This is a genomic window from Micromonospora sp. IBHARD004 (genome assembly GCF_052814115.1).
In genome coordinates this window covers 6704682-6730318 of record NZ_CP199934.1, presented here as the reverse complement: position 1 = coordinate 6730318, position 25637 = coordinate 6704682, and the positions used below count along the sequence as shown (strand labels likewise).

At 73.1% G+C, this 25637-nt stretch carries 23 protein-coding genes; 12 read left to right on the top strand and 11 right to left on the bottom strand.

The features are described 5' to 3' along the window. Positions 1 to 8 precede the first annotated feature (8 nt). Positions 9 to 671, bottom strand: a complete 663-nt coding sequence (locus ACTWO6_RS32685; protein WP_446217498.1) for a DUF5701 family protein — start codon at positions 669 to 671, stop codon at positions 9 to 11. 102 nt (positions 672 to 773) lie between these two features. On the opposite strand from ACTWO6_RS32685, the gene ACTWO6_RS32680 reads away from it, so the two are divergent. The 10 genes from ACTWO6_RS32680 to ACTWO6_RS32635 all read left to right on the top strand — a co-directional run bounded on the left by ACTWO6_RS32680 (position 774) and on the right by ACTWO6_RS32635 (position 11952). Then, a complete protein-coding gene (locus ACTWO6_RS32680) occupies positions 774 to 1514 on the top strand; it encodes a prepilin peptidase (protein WP_446217497.1) in 741 nt (246 codons plus the stop codon). Positions 1515 to 1735: 221 nt separating this feature from the next. Then, complete coding sequence (locus ACTWO6_RS32675) at positions 1736 to 1927, top strand: Flp family type IVb pilin (protein WP_446217496.1); 192 nt, start codon at positions 1736 to 1738, stop codon at positions 1925 to 1927. A gap of 110 nt (positions 1928 to 2037) precedes the next feature. Next, a complete protein-coding gene (locus tag ACTWO6_RS32670; RefSeq protein ID WP_446220846.1) occupies positions 2038 to 2364 on the top strand; it encodes a TadE/TadG family type IV pilus assembly protein in 327 nt (108 codons plus the stop codon). Beyond that, on the top strand, positions 2355 to 3476 hold the full coding sequence (locus tag ACTWO6_RS32665) for a pilus assembly protein TadG-related protein (protein ID WP_446217495.1): 1122 nt from the start codon (positions 2355 to 2357) through the stop codon (positions 3474 to 3476). The genes ACTWO6_RS32670 and ACTWO6_RS32665 overlap by 10 nt, the downstream gene beginning before the upstream one ends. Positions 3477 to 3511: 35 nt before the next feature. After that, positions 3512 to 4294 carry a Flp pilus assembly protein CpaB gene (cpaB, locus tag ACTWO6_RS32660; protein WP_446217494.1) on the top strand — a complete coding sequence of 261 codons (783 nt, stop codon included), beginning with the start codon at positions 3512 to 3514 and terminating at the stop codon, positions 4292 to 4294. A 5-nt stretch (positions 4295 to 4299) separates the two neighbouring features. Next, entirely contained in the window at positions 4300 to 5472 is a 1173-nt protein-coding gene (locus ACTWO6_RS32655; RefSeq protein WP_446217493.1) for an AAA family ATPase, read from the top strand. Beyond that, on the top strand, positions 5469 to 6839 hold the full coding sequence (locus tag ACTWO6_RS32650) for a CpaF family protein (protein ID WP_446217492.1): 1371 nt from the start codon (positions 5469 to 5471) through the stop codon (positions 6837 to 6839). The genes ACTWO6_RS32655 and ACTWO6_RS32650 overlap by 4 nt, the downstream gene beginning before the upstream one ends. After that, entirely contained in the window at positions 6836 to 8728 is a 1893-nt protein-coding gene (locus ACTWO6_RS32645; RefSeq protein ID WP_446217491.1) for a type II secretion system F family protein, read from the top strand. The genes ACTWO6_RS32650 and ACTWO6_RS32645 overlap by 4 nt, the downstream gene beginning before the upstream one ends. Positions 8729 to 8731: 3 nt before the next feature. Further along, on the top strand, positions 8732 to 9643 hold the full coding sequence (locus ACTWO6_RS32640; RefSeq protein WP_446217490.1) for a type II secretion system F family protein: 912 nt from the start codon (positions 8732 to 8734) through the stop codon (positions 9641 to 9643). 164 nt (positions 9644 to 9807) lie between these two features. After that, a complete protein-coding gene (locus tag ACTWO6_RS32635) occupies positions 9808 to 11952 on the top strand; it encodes a protein kinase domain-containing protein (protein WP_446217489.1) in 2145 nt (714 codons plus the stop codon). A gap of 12 nt (positions 11953 to 11964) precedes the next feature. Here the strand turns inward: ACTWO6_RS32635 and ACTWO6_RS32630 are convergent, their stop codons facing one another. The 4 genes from ACTWO6_RS32630 to ACTWO6_RS32615 all read right to left on the bottom strand — a co-directional run bounded on the left by ACTWO6_RS32630 (position 11965) and on the right by ACTWO6_RS32615 (position 16710). After that, entirely contained in the window at positions 11965 to 12726 is a 762-nt protein-coding gene (locus tag ACTWO6_RS32630) for a LytR/AlgR family response regulator transcription factor (protein WP_130340191.1), read from the bottom strand. A gap of 26 nt (positions 12727 to 12752) precedes the next feature. Next, positions 12753 to 13976, bottom strand: a complete 1224-nt coding sequence (locus ACTWO6_RS32625; RefSeq protein WP_446217488.1) for a sensor histidine kinase — start codon at positions 13974 to 13976, stop codon at positions 12753 to 12755. A 40-nt stretch (positions 13977 to 14016) separates the two neighbouring features. Further along, complete coding sequence (locus ACTWO6_RS32620) at positions 14017 to 15522, bottom strand: sugar transferase (RefSeq protein WP_446217487.1); 1506 nt, start codon at positions 15520 to 15522, stop codon at positions 14017 to 14019. 327 nt (positions 15523 to 15849) lie between these two features. Further along, complete coding sequence (locus ACTWO6_RS32615; RefSeq protein ID WP_446217486.1) at positions 15850 to 16710, bottom strand: Fpg/Nei family DNA glycosylase; 861 nt, start codon at positions 16708 to 16710, stop codon at positions 15850 to 15852. Between the two features lie 134 nt (positions 16711 to 16844). Between ACTWO6_RS32615 and ACTWO6_RS32610 the strand changes: the two genes are divergently transcribed. After that, positions 16845 to 18113, top strand: coding sequence for a glycosyltransferase family 4 protein (locus ACTWO6_RS32610; protein ID WP_446217485.1), 1269 nt, complete (start codon positions 16845 to 16847; stop codon positions 18111 to 18113). Between the two features lie 57 nt (positions 18114 to 18170). Here the strand turns inward: ACTWO6_RS32610 and ACTWO6_RS32605 are convergent, their stop codons facing one another. From ACTWO6_RS32605 to ACTWO6_RS32585, 5 genes are all read right to left on the bottom strand, one after another. Beyond that, positions 18171 to 18896: a CDP-alcohol phosphatidyltransferase family protein gene (locus tag ACTWO6_RS32605; RefSeq protein WP_446217484.1), complete on the bottom strand. Its 726-nt coding sequence runs from the start codon at positions 18894 to 18896 to the stop codon at positions 18171 to 18173. Further along, positions 18871 to 19938 (bottom strand): iron-containing alcohol dehydrogenase family protein, encoded by a 1068-nt coding sequence (locus ACTWO6_RS32600; protein WP_446217483.1) that lies wholly within the window; start codon positions 19936 to 19938, stop codon positions 18871 to 18873. The genes ACTWO6_RS32605 and ACTWO6_RS32600 overlap by 26 nt, the downstream gene beginning before the upstream one ends. Beyond that, the gene (locus ACTWO6_RS32595; protein WP_322442641.1) at positions 19926 to 20657 is read right to left on the bottom strand and encodes a phosphocholine cytidylyltransferase family protein; all 732 of its coding nucleotides are present in this window, start codon (positions 20655 to 20657) and stop codon (positions 19926 to 19928) included. Before ACTWO6_RS32595 ends, ACTWO6_RS32600 begins: the two co-directional genes overlap by 13 nt. Positions 20658 to 20738: 81 nt before the next feature. Beyond that, a complete protein-coding gene (locus tag ACTWO6_RS32590; RefSeq protein ID WP_446217482.1) occupies positions 20739 to 21509 on the bottom strand; it encodes a hypothetical protein in 771 nt (256 codons plus the stop codon). Then, positions 21506 to 21955 carry an NUDIX hydrolase gene (locus tag ACTWO6_RS32585; protein ID WP_446217481.1) on the bottom strand — a complete coding sequence of 150 codons (450 nt, stop codon included), beginning with the start codon at positions 21953 to 21955 and terminating at the stop codon, positions 21506 to 21508. Before ACTWO6_RS32585 ends, ACTWO6_RS32590 begins: the two co-directional genes overlap by 4 nt. A gap of 111 nt (positions 21956 to 22066) precedes the next feature. Between ACTWO6_RS32585 and ACTWO6_RS32580 the strand changes: the two genes are divergently transcribed. After that, positions 22067 to 22459 carry a CBS domain-containing protein gene (locus ACTWO6_RS32580; RefSeq protein ID WP_446217480.1) on the top strand — a complete coding sequence of 131 codons (393 nt, stop codon included), beginning with the start codon at positions 22067 to 22069 and terminating at the stop codon, positions 22457 to 22459. 119 nt (positions 22460 to 22578) lie between these two features. Here ACTWO6_RS32580 and ACTWO6_RS32575 read toward each other — a convergent pair whose 3' ends face one another. Then, on the bottom strand, positions 22579 to 25620 hold the full coding sequence (locus tag ACTWO6_RS32575) for a malectin domain-containing carbohydrate-binding protein (RefSeq protein ID WP_446217479.1): 3042 nt from the start codon (positions 25618 to 25620) through the stop codon (positions 22579 to 22581). Positions 25621 to 25637: the final 17 nt, after the last annotated feature.

Below are 25637 nucleotides of genomic sequence, written 5' to 3'. Positions count from 1 at the left end.
GTCCCGGCTCACTCCCGCCCGACCCGGACCGGGTGGGCGGTGGCGGAGCCGAGCCAGGTGTGCGGGTTGCCGTACCAGCACCAGCCCAGCTTCGGCGCGCCCTGGCTGATCCAGAGCGCCGGCACCCGCTTGTCGCCGCACCGGGACCCGACCAGCGAGAAGCACCGGTTGCTGGCCAGCGCGGACGGGAACTGGGTGATGAAGGCGATCCCCTCGTCGATGGTGAGCGGCAACCGGTCCTGTGCCGCCATCCTCTCCACCGCTGCGGAGGGTGCCAGGTTGCGGAACTCCTCGCCCCGGTCCACGTCGAAGAGCAGGTACGCCGGGCCGGCAGGCACCTCCAGCTCCTTGATCGGGTCGAACCGGGCGAGGTCGCCCTCGGCGAAGTGCCGGTCGACGAAGCCGGGCTTGCGCCGGCCGGCCAACGTCGTCAGCCCGAGCCGTGGCTCGACCGGGATCAGCTCCCGGGTGACGACCAGCAGGAACGGCACCCGTGCCTCCGTGGGCGGCGCCAGCTCCGCGGCGCGGGAGACGGCCGCGTCGCGCAGCGGGGTGACCAGCTCGGTGAACTGCTCGGTGGACATCCCGGCGAGCCCGGGGTAGCCCTGCTCCATCAGGGTGCCGACCTGGCGGTCGAACTCGGCGGCGACGTCGAACGGGGATCCGGTCACGGGCGACCTCCACTCACTCGTACTGCGTACCGTACAGTGTACGATAAGCCTCCGGTATTCCCGCTCGGCGTTTTTCGATGGCCGGTTGGCTACCATGCGCCGGTGCTGCTCCCCCTCGTGGCCACCGCCACCCTCGCCGGTGCCTGCTGGGGAACGGTGCTGCCCGGACTGGTCAACCGGTACGCCGTGGAGTGGCCGGACGGGACTCCCCGACCGCAGTGGCGACGAGGGTGCTCGCACTGCGGGGCCGCCCGGGCCGGCTGGTGGCGGTCGTCCGGTGCCTGCCCGGACTGCGGCCTGCGGCCCACTCCCGGGCGGTGGGTCACCGTCCCGCTCGCCGCCGTGGTCTGCGGGGGCGTCGCCGCCGCCATCGGTGCGACCCCGGCGCTGCCGGCGTTCCTGCTGCTCGCCGCGATCGCCGTCCCGCTGGCGCTGGTCGACCTCAAGGTGCTCCGACTGCCCGACCCGCTGGTCGGCGCGGCCCTCGTCGGCGGGGTGCTGCTCCTGGTGGTCGCCGCGGTCGTCGAACGGGACGGGGCCGCCCTGCTCCGCGCCGGGCTCGCGGCGCTGGCCTGCGGTGTCGGCTATGCGACGCTGGCGATCCTGCCCCGGTCGCAGCTGGGGTTCGGCGACGTCAAACTGGGCGCCGTGCTCGGTCTCTACCTTGGCTGGCTCGGGTGGTTCCCCGTCGTGGCGGGGGTGCTTCTCGCCCCGGTGCTGAACCTTCCGCTGGTGATCGGCCTGGTCATCGCGGGTCGGGCCGGCCGGAAGACGGCCGTGCCGTACGGGCCGGCGATGCTGCTCGCGGCGGTTGTCGCGACCGTCCTGGCCGCCGTGCGATAGCCCGACCGGCCACAGTCACCCTCCGCCGTCCGATGGCGTCCTGTCCGGACTTTCTCGACGATCATTCAGTGACGGATCGGCCTTGGGCGTCATTGACACATTTGCTTGTAGCAGGGAAAACTCGGCTCGTTCCTTGCCCGGCGTCAACCATCTGCCGCGGTCACCGACCGCGACACCCTCCCCTGGAGCGTTGTTCAATGAACGATTTCATCCTTCGTGTGATGGCTTGGGCCAAGAGCCGGGACCGCGGCGCCAGCGCGGTCGAGTACGCCCTGATCGTCGGCCTCATCGCCGCCGTCGTCGGCGGCGTCATCTGGGTACTCGGTACCCGGGTCAACTGGATGTTCGAACAGGCCTGCAACAACGTGACGACGGGGAACGCGGCGGACCGGTGCGGCGACCCCGCTCGCTAAAGGGCGGAACGCTGCCGTGCCTCCGCTCGGCCCGTCGAGCCGACCGGAGCGCGGTCATCCGAGGCGGTCAACCCAGGCCGACGGTTGATCGGGGAGCGGCGGCGGTGGAGATGGCGCTCGTCCTGCCGCTGCTGTTGATCCTCGTCTTCGGGATCATCGACTTCGGACGGATGCTCAACAAGCAGATCGCCCTGACCGAGGCGGCCCGGGACGCAGCCCGGGTCGCCTCGTTCGGCGGCGACCCGACCGAGCGCGCCACCCGGATCGCCGGCGGCGACGTGGCCGTCAAGGTGACGGGCACCTGCGCGGGTCCCGGGCGGGACGCGCAGGTGACCGTCACCAACGACTTCAGCTTCGTGACGCCGATCGGCCTGATCGGTGGGGGCTTCGACGGCGAGGTCAGGCTCACCGGCACGGGAGTCGTGCCGTGTCAGTGATCCGTCGGCTCCGCGCCCGTTTCGCGGGCGCGCGGGGCGACCGCGGGGCGGTGGCGACGACGGTCGCGCTGCTCCTCGGCTCGGGGGTGCTGCTCGGCATGGCGGCCCTCGTGGTGGACGTGGGCAACCTCTACGCCGAACGCGGCCAGCTCCAGAACGGGGCGGACGCCGGCGCGGTCAAGGTCGGCCAGATTTGCGCGACGGATCCAGCCGACTGCTCGCCCGACGAGACCGACTTCGACGACGTGGTCGACCGGTACGCCGACCGGAACGCCAACGACGGCGCGGCAGCCGCCACCGTCTGCGGCCGCGGCGGCGAACTGCCGGCGTGCGCGCTGTGGGAGAACCGACTCACCGACTGCGTCGGGCCGCCTCCGGTGGGGGTCAGCTACGTCGAGGTGCACACCAGCACCCGGGGGGACGACGACTCCACGGTGCTTCCGCCGGTGTTCGCGCAGGCGGTGGTGGGCGGCTACGAGGGTGCGCAGGTGGGTGCCTGCTCCCGGGTGGCCTGGGGGCCGCCCGCCCGGGCGACCACGCTGGCGCTGGCCGTCTCGATCTGCGACTGGAACCGGAACACCACCGACACCACCGACGGCAGGCAGTACGACGAGGAAGAAGCGGTCCTCCCGGTGTACGACGAGACCGCGCCGAAGGCCTGCGGGGTTGCCGGCACGTCGGCCGAAAACCTGGGCGGGTACCGGTGGCTCGAAGACGCTGACCGGGAATGCCGCGCCACCGCGTCGATCGCCGAGGCCGACGGATACCCGGTCAGCACGGGCGACAGCAGGCCGCCCGGCAGGGCGGACGACTGCGATGCGGCTCTGGCTTCCCTGCGGACCTCGAAGCAGCCGGTTCTGGTGCCGGTGTTCGACCAGGTGACCGGTCGCGGCGGCACCGCTCGATACCACGTCTCGGGCTTCGCGGCGTTCGTGGTCACCGGCTGGCACCTGCCGACGTCGAAGGTGCCGTCGCGGGTGACCGGCCAGGACTCCTGCGCCGACGAGGAGAAGTCCTGCGTCTTCGGCTATTTCACCCAGACCCTCGTACCCGGCGGCGGTGCGATCGGGGGACCGGACCTGGGCGCGCGCGTCGTCGCCCCCATCGGCTGACATCGGAACACTGGAGAAGGTAGGAACCCGCACTCATGGCCCGACGCATCATTCCGGTGCTGATCTCCGTCGTCCTGGCGACGCTGGGCACCGGCGCCGTCCTGCTCTACCTCCGTTCGGCCGACGACCGGGCCCTGGCGGGCAAGCAGGCCCGCACGGTGCTGGTCGCCGACAGGAACATCCCGGCCGGTACGTCCGGGAAGGCGCTGCGGACCAAGGGGTACCTGCGCGAGGTCCGGATGCCGGTGGAGACGCTGCCCGAGGACGCGCTGGAGCAGGTGAGCGGGAGCCTGGACCCGCTGGTCACCACCGCCCCGGTGCAGCGTGGCCAGCTCATGCTCCGGGTCATGTTCGGCAGCGCGGTCGCGAACGGCAGCGGCCTGGCCATCCCGGACGGCCAGATGGCGATCACGGCCCGGGTGAAGTCGGCGGTGTTCGGCCCGGCCTCGCTGCGGGCCGGCGCCCGGGTGGCCATCTTCTACACGTACACGCCGATGGACGACCAGAAGCGGGACGTGGTCTCCGGCTCGGGGCTGGAGAAGGGCCGCAAGACCAACAGTGTGACCCGGCTGCTGATGACGGACGTCGAGGTGATCTCGGTGGGGCCGGCACCCGCGGCGGACGGAGCCACCGCGGCCGACAGGACCGGCGGCGGCTCCCAGGACGAGCTCTCGGTCACCTTCGGGCTGAACCAGGTCGACGCCGAGCGGCTGGCCCACGCGGTCGCCCTCGGTGGCGAGCTGAACGTCGGCGTGCTCGGCGAGTCCTCGGACGTCAAGCCGGACAACGGCGTGGACAACCGATCGCTGTTCGAGTAGCCGACATGACGATCCTCTTCGAACCCCACCGGCAGTGGAGCGCCCACCTGGCCTCCCAGCTCGGGACCGGCGTCCTCACCACGAGCCGGCTCGAGGACGTCGAGCGCCTCCTCGCCGACCAGCACCCCGATCCGCTGGTGCTCTTCGGCCCGACCACCGACCCCGGGCTGGCGCTCGACTTCGCGGCCCGGCAGCGGCTCGCCCGGCCGGCCCTGGGCGTTCTCCTGCTGCGCGAGCGGCTGGACGTGGAGACGATGGGCCAGGCGCTCCGGGCCGGGGTACGCGACGTGGTCGACGCCCGGGACCTCCCGGCCGTACAGGCGGCCTGCACCCGCTCCCTGGAGGTCTCCCGGCATCTGCTCGGCGCGGGTACGCCGGCGAAGGCCGCCGGCGAGGCGCGGGTGGTGACCGTCTTCTCCGCCAAGGGCGGCTGCGGGAAGTCCACCCTCGCCACCAACCTGACGGTGGCGCTGGCCGAGGGCGGCCGCCGACGGGTCTGCCTGGTCGACCTGGACCTCGCCTTCGGCGACGTCGGGATCATGCTGCAACTGGTGCCCGAGCGGAGCATCGCCGACGCGGCGAACGCCCGGGACCGGATCGACCCCACCCTGGTCCGCGCGCTGCTCACCTCGTACGCGCCCGGCGTCGACGTGCTGCTCGCCCCGGTCGGGCCGACCGAGGCGGAGCGGATCGGGCGGGAGCTGGTCGCCCGGGTCCTCGCCGCGGTCCGCACGCTGGCCGACTACGTCGTGGTGGACACGCCCCCGGCGTTCACCGACGGGGTGCTCGCCGCGCTCGACGTCTCCGACGTCCAGGTGCTGGTGGCCACCCCGGACGTCCCCGCGCTGAAGAACCTCCGGGTCGCCATGGACATGCTCGACCTCCTCGAACTGCCCACGCAGACCCGACTCGTGGTGCTCAACCGCAGCGACGCCCGGGTCGGGCTGACCCGCGCGGACGTCGAACGCGTACTCCAGACGCCGACCGCGGTGCACATCCCGTCCAGCCGGGACGTGCCCGTGTCGATCAACCGGGGGGTGCCGATCGTGGTGGAGAAGCCGGGACACCCGGTCAGCCGGGCCATCCGGGAGCTGGCGCTGGAGCGGATCGCCGCCGGACCGGCGGCCCGCACCGGTCGTGGGCTACGGGAGCGAATCGGTCGGGCGGGCAGCCGATGAGCCTCTCCGACCGGCTGGCGCAGCGCTACCCGGCCGGCGGCGACAGCGGCCGGACCACCCGTACCTCCGGCCCGATCACCGGGCCCACCAGCGGCACCAGCACCTCCGCTCTCCGCGTGCGCATCCACCGCGAGCTGCTCGACATCCTCGGTCCCCAGCTGTACGACAACCGGACCCCGGAGACCGTGCTGGAGAAGAAGGTCCGGGACACGATCAACGAGGTGCTCGCCCGCAGCGACTCGCCCCTGGCCGTCACGGATTCGGCCCGGATCTCGGCCGAGTTGCTCGACGAGATCCTCGGCCACGGTCCGGTCGAGCCGCTGCTGCGCGACCCGGACGTCACCGAGATCATGGTGAACGGCCCGGACCAGATCTTCGTGGAACGGTTCGGGCGCATCCACCAGGTCGACGCGTCCTTCGTGGACGAGCAGCACCTCCGGCGGGTCATCGATCGCATCGTCTCCCGGGTCGGCCGCCGCGTCGACGAGTCCAGCCCGATGGTGGACGCCCGCCTCCCCGACGGGAGCCGGGTGAACGTCGTCCTGCCGCCCGTGGCTCTCGACGGTTCGATGCTGACCATCCGCAAGTTCGCCCGGGACGCCTTCACCACCGACGACCTGATCGGCTTCGGCACCTTCACGCCGGAGGTGGCGCAGTTCCTGTACGCCTGCGTGCGGGCCCGCCTCGACATCGTGATCAGCGGGGGCACCGGCTCCGGCAAGACCACCACCCTCAACGTGCTGTCCAGCTTCCTGCCGCCCGACGAGCGGATCGTCACCATCGAGGACGCGGCGGAACTCCAGCTCCGCCAGAACCACGTGCTGCGGCTGGAGTCCCGGCCGCCGAACATCGAGGGGCGGGGCGAGATCACCGTCCGGGACCTGGTCCGCAACGCGCTGCGGATGCGCCCGGACCGGATCGTCATCGGCGAGGTCCGCGACGGTGCCGCCCTGGACCTGCTCCAGGCGATGAACACCGGGCACAACGGATCCCTGACGACGGTGCACGCCAACAGCCCGCGGGATTCGGTCGCCCGGCTGGAGACCATGTCGCTGATGGCCGGCCTGGAACTGCCGGTACGCGCGATCCGGGAGCAGATCGCCTCCGCCGTCGACCTCGTGGTGCACCAGAGCCGGTTGCGGGACGGCAGCCGGCGGGTCACCCACGTGACCGAGGTGCTCGGCATGGAGGGCGAGGTGGTGACCATGCAGGACCTCTTCGTCTTCGACCACCGGGCCGGGCACAACGAGAACGGGCGGCACCTCGGCACTCTGCGCTGGACCGGCCTTCGTCCCCGGCTGCTCGACACCCTCGCCGACGCCGGTGTCCCGGTGCCCGTCGGCCTGTTCGAGGGCCGGCAGTGGTGACCCGCCGCGCCGTGCTCGCCGCGCTCGCCGCCCTGGCCGTGCTCCTGGCTCCGGCCGCCCCGGCGGGAGCCGCCCGGGACCTGGCCGTCACGGTGGGCGAGGTGAAGCCGGACCAGGTGCGGCTCGTCGCGGACCTCCCGGGCGCCTCGGCCGCCGAGATTCCGCCGGTCACCGTCGCCCGGGACGGGTGGCTGCTCCCGTCCAGCGTGGCGGTCGAGGCGAACGGCGCGGCGCGTACGGTCCTGGTGGTCCTCGACACCGGCGCCGCGATGGCCGGCGCTCGGCTGCGGGCGGCGCAGGCCGGGGTGCTCGCCTACGCCGATCGGGTGCCGGCGGACGTCGCCATCGGCCTGGTGGCCGCCGCCGACGAGCCGACCGTGCTGGTCCGGCCGACCCGGGACCGGGGTGAGCTGCGGGCGGCCCTCGCCGACCTGCGGGCTACCGGTGACACCGCCCTGTACGCCGGGTTGCGCGCGGCGGCGGGGCTGGTGACGGACGAAGCGGAGGCGCGGCTGCTGGTGCTGGCCGGTGGGTTGGACAGCAAGGATCCGGCCCCGGTGCTGCGGGAGCTTCTCGCCGCCGGCGTCCGGGTGGACCTGGTCGGCATCCCCGGCGGGCGGGCGGTGCCGGCCGAGCTGCGGCAGCTGGTCACCGCCACCGGCGGCACCGTCCGATCGGCCGGCCCGGACGGCGTGAGCGCGGTGTTGCGGGCCGCCGCCGACACCGTCCCGCTGCGGGTCGTCATCACCGTGTCCGTCCCGCCAGAGCTGGCCGGCACCACGAGCACCCTCACCGTCACCGCCGGCACCGGTGCCGCTGCGGCCAGGGGTGCCGTCCCGGTCCGGTTCGCCGCGTCGGCCTCCGCCAACTCGTCGGGGTCGTCGGCGGCCGCCGACGACCGGGCCCTCCCGAGCCTGCCGGCGCTGCGGGTGGACCTGGTCGCCGTGCTCGTCTTCGGCGTCCTGCTGGTCTCGACCCTGCTCGTCGCCTTCAGCCTGAACGGGTCGGTTCGCCAGCGCCGGCTGCGGCAGGTCGAGCGGTTCCGCCCGGCCACCGCCGGACCGCGTACCGCCGGCCCGAACCGACGGCCAGGGCTGACGAGCGGCTTCGCGAGGGCGGCGCTCGGCGTCTCCGGCCGCCGGCGCGGCGGCGAAAAGCGCAGCGCCCACGACGGGCAGGGGGGCGAACCGGCCGCCCGTTCGTCGGATCCGGCGGTGCGGACCGCCGCCACGGTGGCCGGTGCCGTCCTGCTCGGACTGCTCGGTGGAGTGCTCGGCGTCCTGCTCGGCGCGGCGCTGGGCTGGTTGGGCCCCGGGCTGCACCGCCGGCTGCGGGAGAGCCGGCGCCGCCGGGCCTTCGCCGACCAGCTCCCGGACGCCCTGCAGCTCATCGTCGGCTCGTTGCGGTCCGGATTCTCCCTCGCCCAGGCGATCGACGCGGTGGTCCAGGACTCCCCGCCGGGTCCGCTGACCGCCGAACTGGGCCGGGCCATGGCCGAGATCCGGCTCGGCTCCGACCTGGACGACGCGTTGGAGCGGGTGGCGCAGCGGGTGGAGAACGACGACCTGGCGTGGGCGGTGATGGCGATCCGGATCCAGCGCGACACCGGCGGCAACCTCGCCGAGGTCCTCGAAACGACGGTGGAGACGCTGCGCGAGCGCGACCGGCTGCGCCGGCACGTCCGGGCGCTCTCCGCGGAGGGGCGGCTCTCGGCCTACGTGCTCATCGCCCTGCCGATCGTGATGGCGGTCTGGATGCTGTTGACCCGGCGCGAGTACCTCAGCCCGCTCTGGACCACACCGGTCGGGCTGTTGATGCTGGTCGGCGCCGTCGTGCTGATGTTGGTCGGCATCTTCTGGATGGCGCGCTGGATCAAGGTCGAGGTGTGAGGCATGGACTCGCTGCTGTTGCTGGCCGGCCTGGGCGCGCTTTTCCTGGCCCTGGTGGTGGCCCTGGTCGCCGCCACGGGCGGCGCTGACCGCCGTGCGGTCGCCCGTACGCTGCGCGTGGCCGACCAGGGCTACCGCCTGGTCCCGTCGGCTCCGCGGCCCGCCGGCCAGCCGCACGGGGCGCTGGCCGACCGCGCGCGCACGCTCGGCCGGCGGCTGACCCCCGCGGATGCCTTCGAGGGGCTCGGTCGCCGGCTGGACCAGGCGGGCAATCCCTCCTGGCTGAGCATGGACGCGGTGTTGGCGTACAAGGGGGTGCTGCTCTTCGTCGGCGCCGCCGTGGGCCTGGTGCTGGCCGCTCTCGTCGCCGGTCCGGTCGCCTCGGTGTTCTGGGTGCTGGCCGGCGCCGCCGCCGGCTTCTTCGCCCCGGACCTGCTCGTGCTGCACCTGGCCCAGGAACGGCAGCAGGAGATCCGCCGGACCCTGCCCGACATCATGGACACCCTCGTGGTGACCGTCGAGGCGGGTCTCGGGTTCGAGGCGGCCCTGGCGCAGGTGGTCCGCAACGGCCGGGGGCCGATGGTCGGCGAGTTCGCCCGGGTGCTGCACGAGATGCAGATCGGCCGGCCGCGGGTGGACGCCCTGCGCGAGATGGCCGTCCGGACCAGCGTCAACGAGCTGAAGGCGTTTTCCTCGGCGGCCGTGCAGGCGACCACCCTGGGCGTCCCGATGGCCCGGATCCTGCGGCAGCAGGCCGCCGAGATGCGGCTGCGGCGCCGCCAGCGGGCGGAGGAGCTCGCGCAGAAGGTGCCGGTGAAGATCCTCTTTCCGATGATCTTCTGTCTCTTTCCCGCGCTCTTCGTCGTCGTGATCGGGCCGGGTGTGATCCGGCTGCTGGACGCCTTCGGCAACTGACCGCACTCACCGTGCGGCGGGCGCGGACCGGGACGATGATTACCACGTCGGACCCGATCCATCCGGGTCCGTGCCGGGAATCCGCCGCATCCCCGCCGGGCCGACCTGCGGGGATACGGATTTCCGACAGCTCAACGGGGGCACGGAGAGGGCAGACTGAGCCGGTGGGGGGCGAGGCGATCCTGGGTTACCGCTACCGGCTGGTCGACCAGATCGGCAAAGGTGGCATGGGTGTCGTGTGGCGTGCCTTCGACGAGGTCCTGGACCGGCAGGTGGCGGTGAAGGTGCTCGCCCCCCGGTTCGCCGAGGACGCGGACTCCCGGCAGCGCGTGCTGGCCGAGGCCCGGGCCGCCGCCCGGCTGACCCACCCGCACATCGCCGCCGTGCACGACTACGGCGAGTCGATGACCGACGACGGTCGTCAGGTGCCGTTCGTGGTGATGGAACTCCTCCAGGGTCGCTCGCTGCACCAGCGGCTCAAGCGGGGGCCGCTCCCCGTCGAGTCCGCGCTGCGCAACTGCGCCGAGGTCGCCTCGGCGCTCGCCGCCGCGCACGCGCAGGGAGTGGTGCACCGCGACGTCAAACCGGGCAACGTGATGCTCACCCCGGCCGGCGCCAAGGTGGTCGACTTCGGGCTGGCGGCGGTGGCCGGCCAGCGCGACCCGAACGGGGAGGGGGACGAACTGCTCGGCACCCCGGAGTACGTGGCGCCGGAGCGGCTCTTCGGCAACACGGTCGTCCCGGCCACCGACGTCTACGCGCTCGGGATGATCCTCTACCGGTTGCTCGCCGGACAGCCGCCGTGGACCGTGCAGTCGAACGCGGAGATGCTGGAGGCGCACGCCTTCCTCGAACCCGCCCCGCTGCCCCGGGTGACCGGCCTGCCCCCCATCGTCCGTGACCTCGTGCACCGCTGCCTGGCGAAGGAGCCGGCACAGCGGCCGGACAGCCACGAGCTCGCGGTCACCCTGGCGTACGCGGCCGGTGTCCAGGTACCGCTGGACCGCCCCGCCGAGGACGACCTGGACGACCCGGACGGGCGGGACAGCTCGGCGGGGGAGACGGGCAGCGGCAGCCCGGTCGGTTCGGACCGGGGCAGGATCGCCGTCCGGCCCGATCCGCTCGCCGTGCTGCCCACCACCGGCTCCGCCGGTGAACCGTACGTGGCGCGGCTGGCCCGGCACCTCGACGGCTCGCTCGACCACGTCGGGCTCCGCCAGCAGGCGAGCGTGCTGCTGCGCGAAGCGGTCGGGTTCGACCTGGCGATCTGGACCGTGCTGGACCCAACCACGTTGATGTGGGCGTCCTGCGTGGTCGACGGCGGCCCGCACGACGAGCAGTTCGAGCGCGAGCTGTTCGCCAACGAGTACGGGCAGGAGGACGTCCTGCGGATCGTCGACCTCGCGGAGGGCGCCCGGGTCGGCACCCTCGGCGCCAGCACCCAGGGGGACCTGTCCGCCAGTTGGCGGTTCCGTAACGTCCTGCAGCCGCGCGGCTTCTCCGACGAACTGCGTCTGGCCTGCTACGACGACGAGGGGACCTGGGGGACGCTGCTGCTGTACCGGGCCGGGGGCCGGTTCACGGACGCCGACCTCGCCCACCTCGCGCCCGCGAGCCGGCCGCTCGGCGCGGCGCTGCACCGCAGCCTCGTCCGCGGGGACGCGCCAGCGGTGACCCCGCCGCCGGAGGCCCTTGCCGAACCCCCGGAGGAGCCGTCCGCGTCCCGGTGGCTCCGGGTGCCCCGGGCCCGCCGGGGACGCGGCAGGCCGCCCGTTCCTGCGGCCACCGTGCCGGCGCGGCCCACCCGGGGCCAGCCGCCGCTGGCGGGCTCGCTGACCCTCTCGCCCGACGGCCGGCTCTTCGACATGACCGAGGGCGCCCGGCACCTGCTGGACACGGCGGACCTGGCCCGGATGGGCGCGGCCGTCACCCGGGGGCGCGCGTCGGGGGTGCTCGACCCGTCGGGCGTGCACCACGACGGCCGGTGGCTGGCCTTCCACGCGGTGCCGCGGGAGGCGGCGGTGTCGGTGACCGTGCAGCGCATCCGGCCGCACCAGGTGAGCGAGTTCGTCATCCGGGCCCTCGGGCTGGAGCCCTGGCAGGGGCGGTTGCTCGGGGCCGTCGCCCGGGGACGCAACACCCGCCAGATCGCCCAGGATCTGGGCATCTCCGCGTACGCGGTGCAGGACGGCATGATGTCGCTGTTCACGGCGTTCGGGGTCGCCGGCCGGGTCGAGCTGGTCAAGGCGCTCTTCTTCGACCACTACGTGCCCCTGCATGCGGCCGACACCCGGGTGCCGGTGGTCTGACCGGCACGCCGGTCAGCGGTTCCAGTCCTGCTTCGCCGCCCGGACCAGCTTGTCCTTCAGCTCCCGGGTGTGCCTCCGGCTCACCGGCAGCTCGGCCCCGTCGATCACCACCACGTAGCCGGAGTTGACCAGCCGCAGCTCGGCGATCAGCTTCAACTGCACCAGGTAGGACCGGTGGATCCGGACGAAACCGGCGTCGGCCCACCGCTCGGCGAGGGTCGCCAGCGACACCCGGACCAGGTGCGAGCCGTCCGCGGTGTGCAACCGGGCGTAGTCGCCCTGCGCCTCCACCCAGCGCACCGCGGAGCGGGGCAGCATCCGGGTCGTCCCGGCCAGCTCGATCGGGATGGTCGGGTCCTCCTCCGCCCGGGCCATCGCGGCCGGGTGCGACGGCACCACCCGCGAGCCGATCACCCGGCGCAGCGACTCGGCCAGCCGCTCGGCGCGGACCGGCTTGCGCACGTAGTCGGTGGCGCCCAGGTCGAAGGCGTCCACCGCGCCGTCGTCGTACGCGGTGACGAAGACGATCGCCGGCGGCCGGGCGAACCGGCGAAGCACCCGGGCCAGCTCCATCCCGTCCAGCCCGGGCATCCGGATGTCCAGGAAGACCACGTCTACGTCGCCGTCCCGGAGCACCCGCAGCGCCTCGGTGGCGTCCCCGGCCGTGTGCAGCCGGGCCACCCGCGGGTCGGCCCGCAGGTGGTACGCCAGCTCGTCCAGCGCCGGCGGCTCGTCGTCCACCGCCAGCACCCGGAGGAACCCGGTCGCGTTCAGCCCGCCGACCCGGTCGGTCCGCTCGCTCACGATCCCGCCCGTACGCCGGGGTGGAACTTCGGCACCCGCATGCTCACCTTCGTACCCGAACCGAGGCCCGTCTCCACCACCAGGCCGAACCGGTCCCCGAAGGCCGACCGGAGCCGCTCGTCGACGTTGGAGAGGCCGACGTGCTGGCCCGGGTCGTCGGCCGGGTCGCTGCCGGCGCCGGCCAGCTCGGCGATGCCGGCGGTCAGCGTCGTCGGATCCATCCCCACTCCGTCGTCCTCCACCGTGATGTGGCATTCCGCGCCCGCGTCCCGGGCCTCGATGCTCACCATGCCGGTGCCCGGCTTGCGGGACAACCCGTGCCGGACCGCGTTCTCCACCAGCGGCTGGAGGCAGAGGAACGGCAGGGTCACCGGCAGCACCTCCGGGGCGATCTGCAACCGCACCTGGAGCCGGTCACCGAACCGGGCCCGCTCGATGGTCAGGTAGCGGTCGATCGAGCGCAGCTCCTCGGCGAGGGTGGTGAACTCGCCGTGCGCCCGGAACGAGTAGCGGGTGAACTCGGCGAACTCCAGGATCAGCTCCCGGGCCCGCTCCGGGTCGGTCCGGACGAACGAGCCGATCGCGGTCAGCGCGTTGTAGATGAAGTGCGGGCTGATCTGGGCGCGCAGCGCGCGCACCTCGGCCCGGGCCAGCCGCTCCCGGGACGAGTCCAGCTCGGCCAGGGCGAGCTGGTCGCCGGCCCAGTGCGCGGTCTCCAGGGTGGCCTGCACCAGACCCGGCGCCGGCTGGTCGTCGGCGATCGCCACCAGCGCCCCGACCACCCGGCCGTCCGCGCTCAGCGGGGCCACCACCGCGCCGCGCACCGGGCAGTCCACCAGGTCACACTGCAGCTCCGACTCGCGCAGCACCGTCGAACGCCCGGCCGCCGCCGCCCGCCGGGCGGCCGCGAGCAGCTGGTCGCCGTGGTGCGCGCCGCGCCCGTCGAGGGCGAGCAGCGCCTCCCGGTCCGTCAGGGCCAGCCCGGCCGCACCCACCAGGTCCCGCAGATGACGTACGGCCTTCGCCGCGCCCGCCGCGCTCAGCCCCGCCCGCAGCGGCTCGGCGGCCAGCCCGGCGGTGTGCAGCACCTCGTACGTGGCCCGCTGGGTCGCCGTGGCGATGCCCCGCCGGGCGCGCAGCCGCAGCACCGCCCAGAGCGCCGCGGCCAGCGCGGTGACCAGTGAGACGACGCCGAACCCGGCGGAGAGGTTGCCACCCACGCAGCGATCCTGACGCCTGTCGGCCGCTACGCCAAGAGGATCAGTACGCGCCCTTGCGGGCCAGCACCACGCCCACGGTGCGCCACAGGATGCTCAGGTCGTACGCCAGCGACCAGTTGTCGACGTAGTAGAGGTCCAGCCGGACCGCCTCGTCCCAGGACAGGTCGGAGCGGCCGGAGACCTGCCACAGCCCGGTCATGCCCGGCCGGACCAGCAGCCGGCGGCGCACGTCACCGAGGAAGTCGCCGTCGTCGGCGGGGAGCGGGCGCGGCCCGACCAGGGACATCTCGCCCCGCAGCACGTTGATCAGCTGCGGCAGCTCGTCCAGCGAGGAGGCGCGCAGGAAGCGGCCCACCGGGAAGACCCGGGGGTCCTGCTTCATCTTGAACAGCATGCCGTCGGTCTCGTTCTGGTCGACCAGGCCGGCCAGCCGATCCTCGGCGTCGACGTACATGGTGCGGAACTTCCAGACCCGGAAGGTCCGCCCCTCGTGGCCGACCCGGGGCTGGCGGAAGAAGACCGGCCCGCGGTCGGAGACCCGGATCGCGACGGCGATCGCCAGGAAGAGTGGCGCCAGCAGCAGCAGCCCCAGCCCGGCGGCGACCCGGTCCATCAGGTTCTTGAGCAGCAGCGCCGGGCCCGACAGGGTCGGCTCCTCGACGTGCAGCAGCGGCAGGCCCTCGATCGGCCGGATGTGCACCCGCGGGCCGGCGATGTCGGTGAGCTGGGGGGCGACCACCAGGTCCACCCCGGAGCCCTCCAGCTGCCAGGCGAGGCGGCGCAGCTCGCCCGGCTCGGCGCTGGCCGAGCCGCAGACCGCGATCGTGTCCCCACCGACCTCGCGGACCAGGGCGAGCACGTCCCGGCCGGCGTAGACCGGCACCGGGGTCTCCATGCCCCGGGCGGCGGCGTACCCGTCGGTGATGTGGATGGCCACCGGCACCAGGCCGGCGCCCGGGTTGCGGGTGACCGCGGTGTAGACCTCCAGCGCCTCCGGCAGGGTGCCGACCAGCACCATCCGGTGCCCGGCATGACCGACCCGGCGGCGCACCGCGTGCAGCACGAACCGGGCCACGAACCGGCCCAGCAGGATCAGCAGCAGAGCCCCGAGCAGGGCGAAACCGACCGTCCACCGGGACAGCAGGGTCCTCGTGGCGAAGGCGATGAACGAGACCGTCGCGGCGACCGCGACGCCGGCCCGGATCACCCGCTTGAACTCGTCCGGCCCGAGGCCGAGGTATCGCCGGTCGTAGGCCCGGTTGCCCCACAGGATGATCAACCAACCGAGCGGGAGCAGCAGGAACGCCACCGTGTGGAACCAGGATTCCTTGGCGTCCTGGAAGCCCGAGGCGGCCTGGTCGAAGGTCTGGATGGCGATCCAACTGGCCAGCGCCGCCGAACCGTAGTCGAGCAGGAGCAGCACCGCGATGTAGGGGCGGTGCCAGCGGGAGACGCGACGGCGGGCACGGGCCCACGCCGACCGGGGTACGCCGTTGTGCGACGGCGGAGTCGGCGGCTGGATCTCGAAGCTGTCGACGTGCCGCACGCTCTTGCTCCGGCCTGTGTTGGTTACCGGGCGCTGGAGGCTTGCCGTCACCTCAACCCATGTCCTCCCGCATGACACGCGCCCTCACTCGCCGTGAGGGCCCGGGTCGCCCACCGTTCCAGTCTCCCATGCGGGCTCCGGGTCGGACGGCGGCCCTAAGGACAACCCGCCCGGTGGTGCCTGCTCGGGATCCGGCCGGCTCCGCACCAGTTTCGAAGCCGGGGACCGAGCCACTATACCGATGGAAGGCGGCCCCGGTAGAGCCACGGACCGGGAGGTTCGACGCGCGCGGGCCGATTCCTCTCCGTAATCGGAAAGTGTCGTTACTCACCGTACGAGCCGAGACAACCGACGGTCAGCGAGCGGCTTGCCCCCGGTCTGACAGGTGGGGCAGTACTGGAGGCTGGAGTCGGCGAAGGAGACCTCCCGCACCGTGTCCCCGCAGACCGGACACGGCAGCCCGGCCCGGGCGTGCACCTTCAGGCCGGAGCGCTTCTCGCCCTTCAGCTCGGCGGCCCGCTGGCCCGTCGAGCGCCGGACCGCGTCGCCGAGCACCGTCCGGGTCGCCGCGTGCAGGGTGGCCAGCTGGTCGTCGGTCAACCGGTCGGTGATCGCGAACGGCGACAGCTTCGCGGCGTGCAGGATCTCGTCCGAGTACGCGTTGCCGACCCCGGCCAGCACCGACTGGTCGGTCAGCACCCCCTTCACCTGGCCGCGCCGGCTGCGCATCCGCTCGGCGAAGGTGGCCAGGTCGGCGCGGAGCGGGTCCGGACCCAGCTTCGCCACCCCGGGCACCTGCGCCGGGTCGGTCACCAGGTACGCGGCCAGTTTCTTCTGCGTGCCGGCCTCGGTCAGGTCGAAGCCGGAGCCGTCGTCGAGGCGTACCCGCAGGGCGATCGGCCCCTTTCCGGGGCGCAGCGGCGCGGTGGACGGGAACGCCTCCCGGTACTGCAGCCAGCCGGCCCGGGCCAGGTGCACGACCAGGTGCAGGCCGCCGTCGAAGATCACGTCGAGGAACTTGCCGTGCCGGCCGGCGTCGACCACCGGCCGGCCGGCGACCGCGCTCGGCGCCGGGTCGTACGTCTTCAGGGCGCTGATCGCGGCGACCTCGACCCGGTCGACCCGCCGCCCCACCGCGCGCTCACGCAGATATCCGGCGAGCGCTTCCACCTCCGGTAGTTCAGGCATCAGACAACGGTAGCCTTCTTTCCGGTGAGCGCGAGGAATGAGCTTGCGAGTCCCTCCGCGAGCGCGAGGAGTGAGCTTGCGAGCCCCGCAGTCGCGAGCAAAGGCAGGCAGGTCGCGAACGAAAGGCGAGCTCCGTGAGAATCGTGGTGGCGCACAACCGGTACCGGGAAGCCCAGCCCTCCGGTGAGAACACCATCGTCGACGCGGAGATCGCCCAGCTCGCCGCGGCCGGGGTGGAGGTGCTGCCGTTCATCCGCAGCTCCGACGAGATCCCGACGATGCCGAAGGCGGCGAAGGCGCTGCTGCCGATCTCGCCGATCTACGCCCCGAAGGCCCAGCAGGAGCTCAGCCGCCTGCTCACCGAGCACCGGCCGGACGTGCTGCACCTGCACAACCCGTACCCGCTGCTCTCGCCCTGGGTGGTGCGGACCGCGCACAAGCACGGCGTGCCCGTGGTGCAGACGGTGCACAACTACCGCCAGGTCTGCTCCTCCGGGCTGTACTTCCGCGACGGCGTGATCTGCCAGGACTGCCGGGGCCGGGCGCTGGGCGTGCCGGCGATCGTGCACCGCTGCTACCGGGGGTCCCGGGCGCAGAGCGCGCTGATGGCCACCACGCTCGCCGTGCACCGCCCGACCTGGAAGTCCGTCGACCGGTTCATCGCGCTCACCACGGCGGTCGCCGACCACCTGCGTGACTACGGCATCCCGGACGAGCGGATCGTGGTCAAGCCGAACGCCATCCCCGACCCGGGTCCGCCCGCCCCGCTCGGGGAGGGCTTCCTCTTCCTCGGCCGGCTCTCCCCGGAGAAGGGGCTTGACCTGCTGCTGGAGGCGTGGCGGCGGCACCCGGACGGGGCGCTCGGCCCGCTGCGGATCGCCGGGGACGGCGAGCTGCGCCCGCTGGTCGAGGCGGCGGCCGCCGAACGCGCGGACATCACCTTCCTCGGCCCGCTCGACCGGGCCGGGGTACGCGCCGCGCTGGACGCCAGCGCGGTGGTGCTGGCGACCTCCACCTGGCACGACGTACTGCCCACCGTGATCATCGAGGCGCTGGCCAGCGGCCGGCCGGTGCTCGGCACCGCGCTCGGCGGCATCCCGTACCTGGTCGGCGCGGACACCCCCCGCGAGCCCGCCGGCACCGGCCCGGCCGCCGTCGCCTCCGCCGTCCCCGGGGACGGCCGGGTCGCCCCGCCGGCCGGCATCCAGGCGGGCGAGGCCGGCTGGGTGGTGGCCCCGGAGCCGGCCGCGCTGGCCGCCGCCCTGCCCGTGGCGCGGGCCGGCGCCGCCGCGCTGGCGCCCGCCGCCCGCGCCCGCTACGAGCGCACCTTCCACCCCGACGTGGTCACCAAGCAGCTCATCGACATCTACGCCGGCGTCGCCCGCACCCCGACCCCCGCCTGACCCACCCACACCCGGCCCGGGCTGGTTGATCAACCCCGGGTCGGGCCGGCGGGGGCGTCAGCGGAGGGAGGCGCGGGCGGAGAAGGCGATGCTGGCGAGGAGGAAGCCGCCGTTGACGACGGTGAAGGCGACGATCACCCAGACCGTCAGGGCGGGCGCGAAGGTCAGCACCAGGCCGGTCAGGAAGATCACCGCGCCGTAGTCGCGGACCAGCTTCACCAGGCGTACCGGCAGCGAGGTCGAGGTGACCATGCTGGCCGCGTTCGGGCCGGCCTGCATCACCGAGGTGACCAGGTTGACCATCCAGGTGCCGGCGAAGACCGCGATCAGCCAGGTCGGCGTCGACGGGCGCTGCGCCACGGCGGTCGCGCTGAGGGCGGTGACCAGCGCGATCTGGGCCGCCACGTCGCAGAGCACGTCCACCCGCGCGCCCGCCGCGCTGCCCTGCCCGGTCACCCGGGCGAGCTGCCCGTCGGCGCAGTCCAGGGCGTACGCGACCTGCCAGCCGACCAGCGCGACCAGTCCGACGACCCAGGCCGGGACGGACCCGGCGGCGACCCGGTCGGCCAGCGCCACCACGGTCGCCGAGGCGGCCAGGCCGAGCAGCAGGTTGGCGATGGACAGCGCGGTGGGGCGCAGCCCCAGCCGCTGGGCGGCCAGCGCGAAGACCGCGCCCAGCCACTGGCTGATCGACTCGCTGAACAGGCCGCCGCCCCGGTTGACCCGGTGGAAGTCGGCGACGGTGGGGCGGGACGGCTCAGCCGAGGTGGTCGTGGAGTGCACCGGCGTAGTCTGCCAGCCGCTCCCGCGTCTCGGTAGGCGACATCGCGAGGTGTTCGAGGATGGTGTAGCGGTCCGGGCGGGTGGCCGGGGCGAACTGCACCGCCTCCACGAACTGGTCGTCGGTCAGCCCCACGTCGGCGGGGAGCCGGGGCAGGCCGTGCCGGGCCAGGCAGGCCGACATCTGCGCGAAGCGCCGCTGGTCGCCGCGGAGGAAGGTGCAGAAGAGCGCCCCGAGGCCGGCCAGCTCGCCGTGCGAGGCGGTGCCGGGGAAGAGCGCGTCGACCGCGTGCATGATCTCGTGGCAGCCGCCGCTCGCCGGGCGGCTGGTGCCGCAGACCGCCATTGCCAGCCCGCTGGAGATCAGCGCCTCGGCGAGCACAGTGACGAACGCGTCGTCGGTCATGTCGCCACGGTGGGCCAGCACCGCCTCGGCGCCCATCCGGGCCAGCGAGGCGGCCAGTCCGTCGACCGGCTCGCCGCGGACCTGCCGGGCCAGCTCCCAGTCGGCCAGCGCACTGATGTTGCTCACCACGTCGCCGATGCCCGCCCGGTTGCGCCGCTCCGGGCCGGCCTCCACGAAGTCCAGGTCGACGATCACCGCGATCGGAATGTGCACCCCGTAGGAGCCCTTGATCCCCTCGCTGACCAGGCTGGCCACCGGGGAGGCGATGCCGTCGTTGGCCAGGCTGGTCGCCACGGTCACCATCGGCAGGCCGCGCCGGGTGGCCGCGTACTTCGCCACGTCGATGGTCTTGCCGCCGCCGATGCCCACCACCGCGTCGTACGAGCGGGCACGCAGCTTCGCGCCGAGGTCGTCGGCGGCGTCCAGGGTGCCGCCGGCCACGGTGAACACGTCCGCCGAGCGCAGCGACGGCCGGATCAGCTCGGCGATCTGCTCGCCCTGCCCCGGCCCGACCACCACCGCCACGTCGCCCCCGGCGGAGATCCGGCCGTCGACGAGGATCGCAGCCAGGTCGGCCACCGCGCCCCGGCGCACGTCGATGTGCAGCGGGGTGAGGATCGTCCGGGCTAGTAGCGGCATGCGATCTCCCGCGCCCGGGCCAGGTCGGCGTGGTTGTCGACCTCGACCCAGGAGACGTCGCCGATCGGCGCCGCCCGCACCTCGCCGCCCCGGTCGGCGAACTCCTGGTAGCCGTCCTCGTAGTAGAGGTTCGGATCGCGCCGCCAGGTCGCCTCCAGCGCGTCGGCGAGAGCGTCGGCCACCTGCGGCTCGATCAGCGTCGCGCCGATGTACTCCCCGTACGCCTCGAGCGGGTCCATCACCTTGGTGATCCGGGTGAGCTGGCCGGCGGCGTCGAAGGTGGTCTTCATCTCTTCCTCCGCCAGCGCCTTGATGTTGTCGATCGCCAGCAGGATGCCCGGGCCGCGCTCGGCCAGCAGGGTCTTCTCCACGCTCACCGGGTGCACGGTGTCGCCGTTGACCAGCAGCACGCCCCGGGCGAAGTGCTCCCGGGCCAGCCAGAGCGAGTAGGCGTTGTTCCACTCCTCGGCCTTGTCGTTGTGCACCAGCGTGATCGTCACGCCGTACTTCTCCGCCAGGGCGGCCTGCCGCTGGACGACCGCGTCCGCCGCGTAGCCGACCACGATCACCACCTCGGTCAGCCCGACCTCGGCGAGGTTGCGCAGCGCGATGTCCAGGATGGTGGTGTCACCGTCCACCGGCACCAACGCCTTGGGCAGGGTGTCGGTGTACGGGCGCAGTCGGCGCCCCGCACCGGCCGCGAGCACCATCCCGATCATGCCGGCATCCTCCTCCGTACGACTCCGGGTCACCGGTGGAGGATAGCGCCGGGCGACTTCGTCGCTGTCGCCAACCGTGGTTCAGCCGGGCAGGGCCGCCAGGTCGGCGAGCATCCCCAGCCGCTCCTCCGCGCTCAGCACGACGTACGGCCCGGCGGCCCGACGGTCGGTCTCCAGCTCGATCGCCAGCCGTTCCGCCCCGGACCGCAGCTCCGCGATGCTCGCCGCGGTGTGCCCCGCCGCCCGCCACGCCGCCGCGTGCGCGTCCGCCCGGTGGTACCGCAGGGTGCCCAGCCGGTTGAGCAGCAGCACCCCCGGCGGGGTGCCCTCCGGCTCGTACGGCGGGGCCATCGCGCCGAAGGCCGAGCCCGCGACCGCCGGCTCCGAGTCCGTCAGCACCAGCGCGTACGCGAGCAGCCGGCCGAGCGCCTCCACCAGGCGGACCACCCGGTCGTCGTGGCCGGCCCACAGCTCCTCGGTCACCTCGGCGTGCACCTGGTAGATCTCGGCGAGGAAGGCGAGCCCGCGCTCGGTGGCGCTGAAGCCCCCGTCCGGGGTCCGGTGCACCGTCCCGTGGGCGACCTGCTTGTCCAGCGCGCGCTGGCACGAGGTCGCGTCCCGGTAGCGGGTCACCGCCGCGAAGCCCGGCCCGTCCACCGTCCCGCCGGGCGCGGCCAGTCGGGTGCGGAACTCGACCAGGAAGCCGGTCGCGGCCGGCCCGCCGTATCGTGAGCTCAGCTCGGCGCCGCCGCCGTCGCGGCCGGCGAGCATGCCGGCGACGAAGGCCCGGTCGACCGCCGGGGCGACCAGCCCGGCGAACCGGTGCGGCGCCAACTCGACGCCGTCGCTCACAGACCGATCGACCGCAGCGCGGCGAATCCGTTCTCGGCGATCCGCCGGATCAGCCCCTCGTTGACGTGGCGGTGCTCGTCGAGCAGCGCGACGTCGTCCTCGCCCAGCCAGCGGAACTCGGTGTGCTTGCCCGCCTCCAGCAGGGGCCGGCTCAGATCGCCGTCCACCCGGACCAGGAAGTCGGTCTCCAGCCGCTCCACCCCGTCGTCGCCGGTCCAGTGGTACTCCCCGACCAGCCCGAGGACGTGCGAGACGCTCCAGCCGGTCTCCTCGGTGACCTCGCGGCGCAGCGCCTCCTCCACCCCCTCGCCGGGTTCCAGATGGCCGCCGACGATGTCCCAGCAGTTGGGGAAGATGGCCCGGTCCGGGGACCGGCGCTGGATGAAGATGCGGCCGTCGTCGTCCACGATCAGCGCGCCGGCGCAGCGGAGAGGCTCTGTGGGCACATGATGACAGTAGCGAGCCGGAGCCGATTCCGGCGATGCCCGGCCTTGTCCCGGTACGCATCGATGGCCCACCATGTGCGTACCGGTGCCGTCCCACAGGGGTGATGCGTGATGCAGGTTCGGGAAGCGATGTCCAGTGAGGTTCTCGTGGTCGGCCCGGAGCACACGCTCCGCCAGGCGGCCCGGATGATGTCGGCCCGCGGTGTCGGGTCGGCGGTGGTGATCGATCCGGACTCCGAAGGGGTCGGGATCATGACGGAACGTGATGTGCTCAACGCGATCGGCGCGGGGTTGGACTGCGACGTCGAACGCACCGCGGCCCACCTGACCTGGGACGTGGTCTACGCCGGGCCGGACTGGACGGTGGAGGAGGCGGCGGCGGCGATGGCCCGCGGCGCCTTCCGGCACCTGGTGGTCCTCGACGGCCGGGAGGTGGCCGGGGTGATCTCGGTCCGGGACCTGATGCGGGTCTGGGCCCGGGAGCACGCGCCGACGACGGTCTGAGGTTCCGGCCGGCGGGGCGCCGCCGGCCGGGCGTCCGCCCGGACGCCGGGGCGACCGGGTCCGGAACGGGCGATGGCCCGGCCGATACCGGCCGGGCCATCGCTGTGCGGTGCGTCGGGTCAGGGACCGACGAAGACCGCGTTGCCGCGCCAGTCCACGCCGTCCGTGGCCGGCCCGCTGAGCACCGTCAGGGTGCCGGTCGGGGCCCCGGAGGACCAGGCCATCGAGGAGAGGTTGCCGGTGCTCCGGCTGACCACGTAGAGCTTGTCGCCGTCGAGGAACACGCCCCCGGCGTCGGCGAAGCCCGTGGTGTCGGTGACGGTGAACTTGTCCGCACCGACCGTGCCGCTGTCCGGAGTGAACCAGCGCCAGTAGAGGGCCTTCTGCCCGGCGAGGGTGTAGTAGAGCCGCCCGGCGTTGTAGAACATGCCGGTCACGTTCGGGATCTCCAGGTAGAAGTTCACCGTGTTGCCGGCGTACGTCTGCGACTCCCCGGCCGGCGCCGACCCGGTCTCCACGGTGTCCCAGTCCGTGTCGTGGTACGGGTCGACCTTGCTCGGCGTACCGAAGGTGCTGCCGTCGAAGCTGCGCCGGTAGAGCGACCCGTTCATCCCGTAGTACAGGGTGCCGCCGACCCAGAAGGCGCCCTTGGCCGTCGACCAGGCGGTGCCGTCGGTGTTGGCGACCGAGGTCGACGAGCCGACCGTGGTGGCGCCGTCGTACGACCGCTTGCTGATGCTGTTGGCGACGCTCGACGACGGCGGCGTCGGGATCTTGACGATCTCGATGCCCTGGATCAGCGGGTTCTCGACGACCCGACCGAAGTCGATGTCGACGTTGCCGTCACTGGTGATGACGAAGGCCCGCATGGTGCCCCGGTTGGTGGAGCCGGTCGCGGCCACCGCGTCGAAGTCGTTCAGCTTGACCACGCCGTCGATCGAGACGTCGAAGATCCGCTTGCCGACCGTCGCGGTGCCGGAGTACCGGTTGGCGAGGTAGAGCCGTACCTGGACCTGCTGCCCGGCGGTCACCGGGAAGTTCCACTGCATGTCCGGGGTGGACGACTGGTCGTACCGCTCGCTGTTGAACAGCTCGACCGGGGTGCCGGCCGGGACGCTCCGCTCCATCACCGCGTTGGTCGTGTACGTCATGGCGACGTTGCCGGTGTTGTGGTACGTGCTCGGCGTGGTCGCGCTGTCCTCCGCCCAGCTCGGGCCGCTGCTCGCGGCCAGCGCCGGGCCGCCCGCGTTCACCCGGTAGAGCACGTCGGTGGCCGCAGGAGCCGGCGCCGTACGGATGATCTCGAAGCCCTGGACCAGCGGGTTCTGCACCACGTGGGCGAAGTCGATATCGACCATGCCGTCGCTGATGAGGGAGAACGCCCGCATCGTGCCGCGGTTGGTGCCGCCGGCCGCGGCCACCGCGTCGAAGTCGTTCAGCTTCAACGCGCCGTCGATGCTGACGTCGAACTTCCGGCTGCCGACGGTCGAGGTACCCGAGTACCGGTTGGCGAAGTAGAGCCGCAGCTGGATCCCGGTGCCCGCCGCGACCGGGAACTCCCACTGCATCTCCGGGGCGGTCGTGCCGTCCCAGCGCTCGGCGTTGAACAGCGCCGCCGGGGTGCCGGCTGGCACGGTCGAGTCGAGGACCGCGTCCGTCGTGTACGTCGAGACGCTGCTGCCGGCGTTGTGGAACGGGCTCGGGGTGGTGACGGTGTCACCGGACCAGTCCGGGCCGCCGTCGATCGCGGGCAGCGCCGGCCCGCCGGCGTTGACCCGGTAGAGCACCTCGGTCTGGGTGGCTCGGCCCGCCTGGTAGACGTCGCCGGGCAGGCCCTTGGTGGCGGTGGAATGCGGGGCGTTGCCGCCGGTCAGCGGGAAGAAGGCGATCTTCGCCCGCTTGTACTTGAAGTTGCCGATCCAGTCCTGGTCACTGCCCAGCCAGAGGCCCTCCGGGGTGACCAGCATCTCGGTGACGCCGTAGCCGCGTGGGTGCCGGCCCGGGTTCCAGGACAGCGGCAGGCCGTTCGCCGGGTCGAGCGCCGCGATGCTGGGCCGGCCGACCGCGCCCGGCGCGGCCTTGTCCGTGCCCGAGGAGTTGTTGGACCAGCGGAAGTGGCCGCCGACGTAGACGGCCTCCTCGCTGATGCCGACGGACAGGAACGTGTCGCCGCCGCTGTAGTTGACCCAGGTCGGCTGCTGTCCGTCGCCGGTCGCCGCGGTTTCCCACCGCGCCGCCGAGTCGCAGAGCCCCGGGTACGCCCCGCCGGTGGTGGCCACCACGAAGTACTTGCCGTCCGGCGAGAACTGCACGTCCCGCACGTACGAGTCGAAGGAGAGGGCCCGGCAGGTCGGGTTGTACCGGTCGGTGTTCCAGTCCGCGATGGTCGCCGAGGTGTCGCCGAGGTTGATCCGCACGATCTGGTCGTGCGTCGCCCCATCGGCCTTCTTGAAGTTGCCGATGACGACGAGCTTGCTGCCGTCCGGCGAGACGGCGAGCTTCTCCGGCCCGACGCCGGCCTTCGCGCCCGTGCTGCCCTCGGTCCAGTTGTGGTTCTCGGTCAGGGCGGTGGTCAGGTAGCTGTCCAGCGCGCCGGTGGTGGCGTCCAGCGAGGCGAGACCGTTGCGGGTGCTCGCGTCCGCGGTGCTGAAGATGCCGCCGACCAGCAGCCGGTCACCGACCTTGGCGATGTCGTTGACGGTGCCGTTGAACGCCGGGCCCTTGAAGGTGGTGACCAGCGAGCCGTCGGAGATGTTGACCAGCGCCAGCTTGCGCCGGTTGACACCGTTGGCGGTGGTGAACTGACCGGCGAGGTAGACCGTGCCCGCGGTCGGCCCGGCGATCACCGCGTTCACCGGACGGTCGAGCACGGGCTTGAAGGCGGTGTCGATGTCACCGGTGGCCTTGTCGAAGGCCAGCACGTACTTCTGCGTGACGGTGGTGGGGGACGAGCCACGGTTCTGCGCCTGGGTGAACGACCCGGCGGCGATCACCTTCGTGCCCGCGTCGTAGATCGCCACCACGTCGCCATCGACGATGTTCGGCGTCTGGTCGGACGGCACGTCCGCGACCACCGTGTCGTGGTTCGGCGGGGCGGCGAGCGCGGGGCTGGCCGTGAAGAGGCTGGCGACGCCGAGAACGGCGGCACCGAACAGGGACACCGTGCGGTGTCTCAGTA

Bases quoted from the DNA above. Each gene is read 5' to 3' on its own strand.
- ACTWO6_RS32675 (WP_446217496.1), top strand. From the start codon at position 1,736: ATGGCTTGGGCCAAGAGCCGGGACCGCGGCGCCAGCGCGGTCGAGTAC.
- ACTWO6_RS32670 (WP_446220846.1), top strand. From the start codon at position 2,038: ATGGCGCTCGTCCTGCCGCTGCTGTTGATCCTCGTCTTCGGGATCATC.
- cpaB (WP_446217494.1), top strand. From the start codon at position 3,512: ATGGCCCGACGCATCATTCCGGTGCTGATCTCCGTCGTCCTGGCGACG.
- ACTWO6_RS32655 (WP_446217493.1), top strand. From the start codon at position 4,300: ATGACGATCCTCTTCGAACCCCACCGGCAGTGGAGCGCCCACCTGGCC.
- ACTWO6_RS32650 (WP_446217492.1), top strand. From the start codon at position 5,469: ATGAGCCTCTCCGACCGGCTGGCGCAGCGCTACCCGGCCGGCGGCGAC.
- ACTWO6_RS32640 (WP_446217490.1), top strand. From the start codon at position 8,732: ATGGACTCGCTGCTGTTGCTGGCCGGCCTGGGCGCGCTTTTCCTGGCC.
- ACTWO6_RS32615 (WP_446217486.1), bottom strand. From the start codon at position 16,710: ATGCCTGAACTACCGGAGGTGGAAGCGCTCGCCGGATATCTGCGTGAG.
- ACTWO6_RS32600 (WP_446217483.1), bottom strand. From the start codon at position 19,938: ATGCCGCTACTAGCCCGGACGATCCTCACCCCGCTGCACATCGACGTG.
- ACTWO6_RS32595 (WP_322442641.1), bottom strand. From the start codon at position 20,657: ATGATCGGGATGGTGCTCGCGGCCGGTGCGGGGCGCCGACTGCGCCCG.
- ACTWO6_RS32580 (WP_446217480.1), top strand. From the start codon at position 22,067: ATGCAGGTTCGGGAAGCGATGTCCAGTGAGGTTCTCGTGGTCGGCCCG.